The 7,582-nt window shown below is 57.3% G+C and carries 6 protein-coding genes; 3 read left to right on the plus strand and 3 right to left on the minus strand.

The window, feature by feature from the left end; all coding sequences use genetic code 11:
- Positions 1–539: 539 nt before the first annotated feature.
- Together JQ575_RS43290 and JQ575_RS43295 are read left to right on the plus strand one after the other, a co-directional pair.
- Complete coding sequence (locus JQ575_RS43290) at positions 540–1,343, plus strand: transporter substrate-binding domain-containing protein (protein ID WP_212039245.1); 804 nt, start codon at positions 540–542, stop codon at positions 1,341–1,343.
- A 523-nt stretch (positions 1,344–1,866) separates the two neighbouring features.
- Entirely contained in the window at positions 1,867–2,445 is a 579-nt protein-coding gene (locus JQ575_RS43295; protein ID WP_249167307.1) for an NYN domain-containing protein, read from the plus strand.
- Positions 2,446–2,464: 19 nt separating this feature from the next.
- Here the strand turns inward: JQ575_RS43295 and JQ575_RS43300 are convergent, their stop codons facing one another.
- The 3 genes from JQ575_RS43300 to JQ575_RS43310 all read right to left on the minus strand — a co-directional run bounded on the left by JQ575_RS43300 (position 2,465) and on the right by JQ575_RS43310 (position 5,556).
- A complete protein-coding gene (locus JQ575_RS43300) occupies positions 2,465–3,412 on the minus strand; it encodes an AraC family transcriptional regulator (protein WP_249167308.1) in 948 nt (315 codons plus the stop codon).
- 460 nt (positions 3,413–3,872) lie between these two features.
- Positions 3,873–4,904 (minus strand): IS110 family transposase, encoded by a 1,032-nt coding sequence (locus JQ575_RS43305; RefSeq protein ID WP_212039249.1) that lies wholly within the window; start codon positions 4,902–4,904, stop codon positions 3,873–3,875.
- A gap of 232 nt (positions 4,905–5,136) precedes the next feature.
- Complete coding sequence (locus tag JQ575_RS43310; protein ID WP_212039247.1) at positions 5,137–5,556, minus strand: cupin domain-containing protein; 420 nt, start codon at positions 5,554–5,556, stop codon at positions 5,137–5,139.
- A gap of 175 nt (positions 5,557–5,731) precedes the next feature.
- On the opposite strand from JQ575_RS43310, the gene JQ575_RS43315 reads away from it, so the two are divergent.
- The gene (locus tag JQ575_RS43315; protein ID WP_212039248.1) at positions 5,732–7,399 is read left to right on the plus strand and encodes a helix-turn-helix domain-containing protein; all 1,668 of its coding nucleotides are present in this window, start codon (positions 5,732–5,734) and stop codon (positions 7,397–7,399) included.
- Positions 7,400–7,582 lie beyond the last annotated feature (183 nt).

Genomic DNA, 7,582 nt, shown 5'->3' on the forward strand with positions numbered 1-7,582 from the left:
AGGCGCTCTTCCAGAATGCCGCGTGCTTTCATGAGTGCGTAAGCGCCGACCTTTTGATTACCCATGCGCACTACCTTCTCCTGCGCGACGGCGATGCTCGGTGCGGCCGAGACCAGCATCAGCCCCGCCAAAGTCGCAAAGCCGAGTGCCCGTCGTGTAATCCTGCTCATGACGATGGCCTCCCTGATTCCACAAGGCGAAGTAGCGCTTCGGGTTACCGCTCAGCGAACGGAACGAACCCAGGTTATCAGCTTCTTGAACAACTCCATAGCGCTGCGGTTCTGAAAAAGTGAGGCTAATGTCCGAGTTGGGTCATTCGCGTCCGTTTGGCGTGCCGACGGCGACTTCCGGTCTACATCAGTGAACGGACATTCTTAGGATAGGCATGCATGTCTCAAAAGTGCCAACAGGCGACGTGATCACCGCGCTCTCTCACCCCTGACGCTGGCGCAAAAGTGCCAAAATCTGTAGCGTAAACGCGTCACTCCTTTCGCAGGCAATAGTCGGGTTTGTTCTCAACATTTGAGAGAGGGACCGCTATGATACCATCTCGCAGACACTTCCTTCATCTGGCGGCGGGGGCTGCCGCGCTCCCCGCTGCGCCTCGGATCGTATGGGCTCAAGCCCCGTCCGCGCCTGCCATACTATCTCCAACGGGCAAACTGCGCGTTGCTCTTATTGCCTCCAATCCTGTTCTGGTAACTCGCGGTACCGACGGCTCCCTCAGCGGTGTTTCCGTCTCCGTTGCCCGCACCCTCGCTGCGCGTCTAGGCGCACCGATCGAACTCAAGCCCTACGACAATCCCCTGCGTTACAACGAAAGTCTCGCGAGCGATGACTGGGACATCGGACTTGCTGCGCGCGATCCATCTCGCGCAGAATACCTCGCGTTTAGCGTGACGTTCATGGAAGTAGACAACGGCTATGTCGCGCGCGCCGGAGCAACACCGACCACCGCAGAGGAGGTCGACCGTGCAGGCGTGAAGATCGCCGTCGCGCAAGGAAGCGCGCCACACACCGTTCTGACACGCCTTATCAAAAATGCAGAGATCATACAGGTGCCCGGCGGATTCGAACCGGCTCGCGAGGCATTGGCAACAGGCAAAGCCGACGTTTACGGTGAGAACCTACATCTCGCCCATCGCATTGCTGACGCCTTGCCTGCTGGAGCACGTGTGTTGCCCGGACGCTTCAACGTAGTGCAAATGGCAATCGGAGTGCGCAAGCGAGCCGCCTCGGCGCTTCCTACTGTCGATGAACTCGTGAATGGGATGCGGTCCGATGGCTCAGTGGAGAAAGCGATTGCCGAAGCCGGGCTGCGGGGCGTTAGGGTTCCGAATTAGTCGCCCAACAGTCGGATAATGAAATTGGGCCACTTAGTCCGTTCTGGGTCAATCGCGTCGGCTTGACGTCGGCCAGCCACTTCCGGTCTACCCCGGTCAACGGACATCGCCAGATCGGCTCGGCTCTTCAGCTTCGTGCCAATAGGCGACATACGATTTGACGAATCCCCAAGTGGAGCCGTCAGCTGACCAGCACGTGTCGCGATCAGCCCTTGAACTCCATTCTGCGTCAGAAGGTGACAGCGGCTGATTAACGGGGCTAGTCCGCTTGCCCGACAACAAAAGGACATCGGCGGCTTGGCCATTGCTCACAAACAGCGAAGTAACAAGCTTCGACACGGCCTGGAGGCCTTTCACGAGGCTGAGCGCCAAAAGTTAAGTTTTGGCGGCGAAAATCAAATCATTGGCCAACAATCACAAGCACCGATCTTGATCCTTCGCTATAGGGCCTCAACGTCTGCGCCCACGAGTGAAAATCGCGAGCCCATCGTCTTACTAATTTTAGATCAAGGTGTTCAGAACAATGTCCTCTGACAGGATTGCATTATTTATAGATGGAGCAAACCTTTACGCAACTGCCAAAACGCTTGGCTTTGACATCGATTATAAGCGGCTGCTCAAGGAATTTCAGAGCCGCGGAGTATTGCTGCGCGCATACTACTACACCGCAGTTATCGAAGATCAGGAATACACGTCCATCCGCCCGTTAATTGATTGGCTCGATTACAACGGCTATAAGGTCGTCACCAAGGCGACCAAGGAATTCATCGATGCTAGCGGCCGACGCAAGTTGAAAGGCAATATGGACATCGAGCTTGCTGTGGATGCCATGGAACTCGCCGCGCATGTCGACGAGATCGTGTTGTTTTCTGGCGACGGGGATTTTCGTTCGCTGGTTGAGGCGATGCAGCGGCGCGGCATACGCGTCACTGTGGTATCGACGATTGCGAGCCAACCGCCGATGATCGCCGACGAGCTGCGGCGGCAAGCTGACGTCTTCACCGACCTTATTGAGCTACGACCGCTTATTGCCCGCGAAATACCGACTAGAAGTGCCGAGATACGGACAGAACAGATGGCGCGAGGCCGATGCGGATACTAAGCGCCTATCCTCCCGGTTATTAACGGAATTGGCGCGGCGTCATACCGGTCCAACGCTTGAATGCGTGGGTGAAAGAGCTGACTTCGCTATAACCCAACAGCCACGCGATCTGGGTGACCGGCAGATCGCGCTCGGCAAGATAACGCTTCGCAAGAGCCGCTCTTGTCTCTTCCAGTATTTCCGAAAACGTCACATTCTCGTCGCGAAGCTTCCGTGACAATGTTCGCGTACTAATGGCGAGCCTTTGGGCGACGTCCGATGCGCTGACTTTGGCATGTGGGAGCAGCTGAGGCAAGACACTCTCGATGGCCGATTGGAGAGAGGCACGCACTTGCGGGCGGTCGGCGAGTGCTTCTTCTGCGTATCGGAGTAGCAGATCGTTCAAGTAGTTGTCAGAGCCGACAATGGGCAGGGACGCTACGGGCGCTGGGAAAATTACCTCGTCACTATCAGCGCCAAATTCAACGTCGCATCCGAAAAAGCTTCTCATTTCAGCGGGCGTTTCGTCACGCCGGTGCCTGAACTTCAAACTGCGCGGTGCCAGCCTGGTATCTGTTACTTGCCGGCAGATCCGCACCAACGTTACTAGCCAGAACTCTATCTGATGCCGATCCGACTGCCTGTCGATGTCGACATAGTCGAACGCTATAGCGACTGCTCGCTCGTCCAGCCTCACGTTAAGGCGAATACCCTCATTCATAATCGTGGAATATCGCTTTACGTTCAACAGGGCATCGGCGAGCCGATCTGAGGATGCGATGACATAATAAACCAGCCCGATTTCGCGAAGATCGAAGTTACGAGCGAGGTGAAAACCGAGAAGTTCATCCTGAAGTTCTACTGATGCCAGCTTGAGGATTCTGATTTGCTTCGGTACTTCAAGCCTTACAGCGTCATCGTTGACCTGCTCGGGCCTCGCCCCTACCTCGGCCAGAACGGATGCCACGTCGGTACCAAGCTCACGCATCCGCGCGCATGCGAGCCGCGCGATACCACCGGTAGCGGTTGGTATCGTGCAAAATCCATCGGGCGTTCTAGAGCGCATGAGTGAAGGACAGTTTGGTTTAATGGCGTCGCTTCATGTCGTCATAGACGTTCAGCCTAGGCGAATGTTAGCGCGGCTCCAAGCGTCTTATGTCTCAATTGGGTCATGTGTGGACGACGCCCGCATTGCAAGAGGAATCTGACGTTCGGCTTGCGGTCGGGTGCAAGTCATGTGTCCGGCCTGTTTGCGCGGCACCATGACCGCTGGCCCTGATGTAGTCCGCGGATCGGGTCCCAATCAATCGCACGGGCTTTTGACGCCCATGACCCAGAAGCGGGTTTTCCCAATCGACGGTTCGACCGTTTCGCATCACGCCATCATCACCCTCGCAATTCGATTGTCCCGCTCCGCCGTCGCCTCACGCTCCCGTTGCCAAGCCTCTTCAGGCGGCTACAGCAAGTTCCGGCGCTCGATAGTGTCCTCCTTTGGCCATAATCGCCCAAGCGATGCGCGCCATCTTGTTAGCCACCGCAACGGCGACGAGCTTGGCTGGTTTCTTGGCCAGCAGCCTCATAATCCAGGATGCTTTTTGCGGATGCTGCCGGGCTTGTCGAACAACGGCCGTTGCACCGATGACGAGCAAGCGTCGGATATAGCGATCTCCCTGCTTGGAGATGCCGCCGAGCCGCTCCTTGCCACCCGTCGAGTGCTGCCGCGGCACAAGTCCGATCCATGCTGCAAAATCCCGAGCAGATTTGAAGCCACTCGGGTCTGTGACAGTGGAAGCGATAGCCGTGGCTCCGATCACACCTATCCCGGGTACGGTTTCGAGGCGGCAGCTCATATCATTGGCACGATGATGTGCGTGGATGGCGCGATCCAGAGTCCCGACCTGCAATTCCAGAGCAGCGAGTTGATCGACAATAGCCTGCAGTGCCTGTTTCATCGCTGATGGAAGAGCTTCGCGGTTCATCTCGGCCGCGATGATAGCGCTAAGTTGCGCGAGGCCTTCGCGTCCCTTCTCTGCAATGAGGCCGAACTCGGCAAGGTGAGCTCGGAGCGCATTGATCAGCTGCGTGCGCTGACGGATCAAGAGATCCCGCGTTCGATGCAACATGAGTAAGGCTTGCTGATCGGTCGACTTGATTGGTACGAACCGCCTCGATGGGCGTGTCACGGCCTCACAGATCGCAGCCGCGTCAGCAGCATCGCTTTTCGACCGTTTGACGTAGCCCTTCACATAGCTCGGCGGCATCAGACGAACGGTGTGGCCGAGCTTGGAGATTTCACGTGCCCAATGATGACCGGTTCCGCAGGCCTCTATACCGACCAGGCAACCGGGAAGCTTGCTAAAGAAGTCCAAGACCTGCTTGCGCCGCAACTGACGGGTGATGACAACCTTGCCCGCACTATCCACGCCGTGAACTTGGAATACGTTCTTAGCGAGATCAACGCCGATGGTGTTAACATGCATGTGGACGACCCCCTCCGGTGATTCGTTGTTCAACGATCACCCCTTTGGCACATTCGATGCCGGGAGCGGGCGTCGTCCACCACATCAATCGCGTCACTTTGACAGCGCGCCGCGAACTTCCGCTCTTCCCCTGGAAAGGGACATCGTCTGGACCGGTCGCCATGTCTCAAAGGTGCCAGACTCGGAAGTGCCAGCAGATCTGACGGCCGCCCCACGCCTCTGGAGAGGAACGTCAGGGAGCGTTGATTTGCAGTGGCTGATCTTTGCCGATATATTGGAAACCGAGCGCTTTAGCTGGTTCACTGGTGCTAGCATTCCTGAAGTTGTGGCGCTCGCCAGGCAACTCTACATAGGCTTGACCTGCCGTATACGTTCGCGCAGGCTTCCCATCTAGTTCCAAAACAACAGCACCCTCGAGGACGTAGACGAACCTTGGAGTCGGATGAAAGTGCGGCCCGGTTGCCGCACCCGGTGGAATGTCCGCCACCCAAACTTGCATCTCTTTGCCTTCTACGTCGCTGAGGTGCGTCTTGAGCAGGTCCGTGCGCTTTATCGGTTGTTGTTGCGCACACGCGATCTGGCCACCCGAGATGCCCACCGCAACCGCTGCGATCAGCGCCGCGGCAGTTCGGATAATAGCGCTCTGATGCATGGATACCCTCCTGTTACCTTGGGTTGTACCGGCCACCGGCAATCAGAAAGCTCGCTGAGGCGGACTTCTGTGAATATCCGCATTCGGCCTGACTATCCCCAACCGGCCCCCAATTTGTGTTACTATTGGCATCCTTGGCTTTCCTCCTCTTATGCACTTGAACGGCGGTGAGCCCATGGCACGCTCCCAGGCAAAAGTAGACGAGCCAAAGCTGGCCGGCTCTTCCGATTTGGGCGTGTTAGCGCTTCATCGCCCCATACCGCACGGCCTCAAGAAAGCGATCGACTACATTCGGGGTCATGTGAACAGCAACATGTCCATTGCGGACCTTGTTGCGCACTGCGACGTTCCCGAACGAACACTGCGCAAGCATTTTCGGGCATTCATTGCTGTTTCCCCGCTCACGTTCTGGCGGCAGCTACGTTTAGCAGCTGCGCGCGCGTGCTTGCTGGAGGGCTCGAATGACATCTCCATTACAGAAGTTTCAGCAAGATTTGGCTTCGGTCACTTTGGCAGGTTTGCGCAGGACTACCGCCGACATTTTGGGGAAACGCCCTCGGAGACGTTGCGGCGAAGCCGTCTTGAGCGTCGCGAGCGGGAAAACCGACCTCGAAACCAGGCGCCCCACGACACCAGCAGTATTTCGGTTGCGCCGAGTAGCTGGCGGGACAGACCTTCGATCGCCGTGCTGCCCCTGCAGAATTCTGCGACCGATCCAGATTGCAGAGCATTCGGAGAGCACGTTGCCGAGGGAATCGCGACAGTCCTGTGTCGAGTGCGCTCCCTTTCAGTGACGGTTCCGAAGCCTTCTCGCGTCAGGATGGCCGACCCACTGAAAGCAGCCCGTGACGTAGGCACGCGCTATCTGCTAGCCGGAAGAGTTGCTCAGACCGGAAACCGTGTGCGCGTCATCATTCGTCTGCTTGACGCGGAAACGGACGTTCACATTTGGGGGGACACGTACGACGGACTGATCACGGATCTGTTTGAGTTGGCAGATCGCGTCACGGGGGGTGTGATGCGGGCCATCCTGCCTCATATCCGTGGTTCGGAGATCGAACGCGCGCGCCGCAAACACCCTGAGAACCTCGCTGCGTACGGCCTCACAATGCGCGCGTTTCCATTTGTTTTTGCGTCCAATCCAGCTGCTGCGAAACAAGGCCTCGAGTTTCTGAGTCGCGCGATCGAAATCGAGCCAGACTATGCGCCTGCAACAGCACTGGCAGCATGGTGCTATGCGAAACTTGTCTTGCACAATGGCACTCCGTCACCGAATCAAGCGCGAAGTGACGCACTGCTCCTTAGTGAACGCGCAGGCATCCTTGACCCAGATGATACGATCGTTCTGACGGCTCGATGCGCGGTTCACACAATGGCGGGTCAACTGGATCACGCCGGCGCCCTCATCGCGCGTGCTCTAAACCTAGATCCGAGCCTTGTCTGGGCTTGGGAGCGCAGCGGCTGGGTTAATGCCTATTTGGGAAACGGAGAAGCCGCCGTTAGGCATTTCGACCAAGCAACGAGGCTCGATCGGCTGCGACCGAACGCGAGCCGCTTGATCGGTCTCGGTTGTGCTCACTTTAACGCTGGCCGTTATGAGGATGCCGCTCTATGGAAGCGAGCAGCGCTGCGAGAGGATCCAGCCACGGCATGGATCAATCGCAGTCTTTCTGTCTCGTATGCTAGACTTGGGAATCGGTTGGCGGCCCTGGATTCACTGGAGGCGCTTCGTCGCTATTCTCCAGATATAACGATCGGCAAGATCGTGCACGCCCTTCCCTTCACCCAAGACTTTCTCGATCGCGTCGCCGAGGGGCTAGATGACCTTGGCCTCTCAGCGTGATGACCGCTATGGGTCAAAGTGAGAAGTCCGGGCGTTCAACCGGGAGGTCGGCTTTGCCCCGGTGAGCGGACATCGTAAGGCCGTCTTGGCATGTCCGAAAAGTGCCGATTTTGTTGCAAAAGTCAGTTGAGACAGGCCGCGAAGCGTGATTCCGTTGTGATGACGCGATTCTCGGTGAGGTCG

Origin of the sequence: Bradyrhizobium sp. JYMT SZCCT0428, assembly GCF_018131075.1 — a bacterium.
In the GTDB taxonomy this organism is placed as follows: domain Bacteria; phylum Pseudomonadota; class Alphaproteobacteria; order Rhizobiales; family Xanthobacteraceae; genus Bradyrhizobium.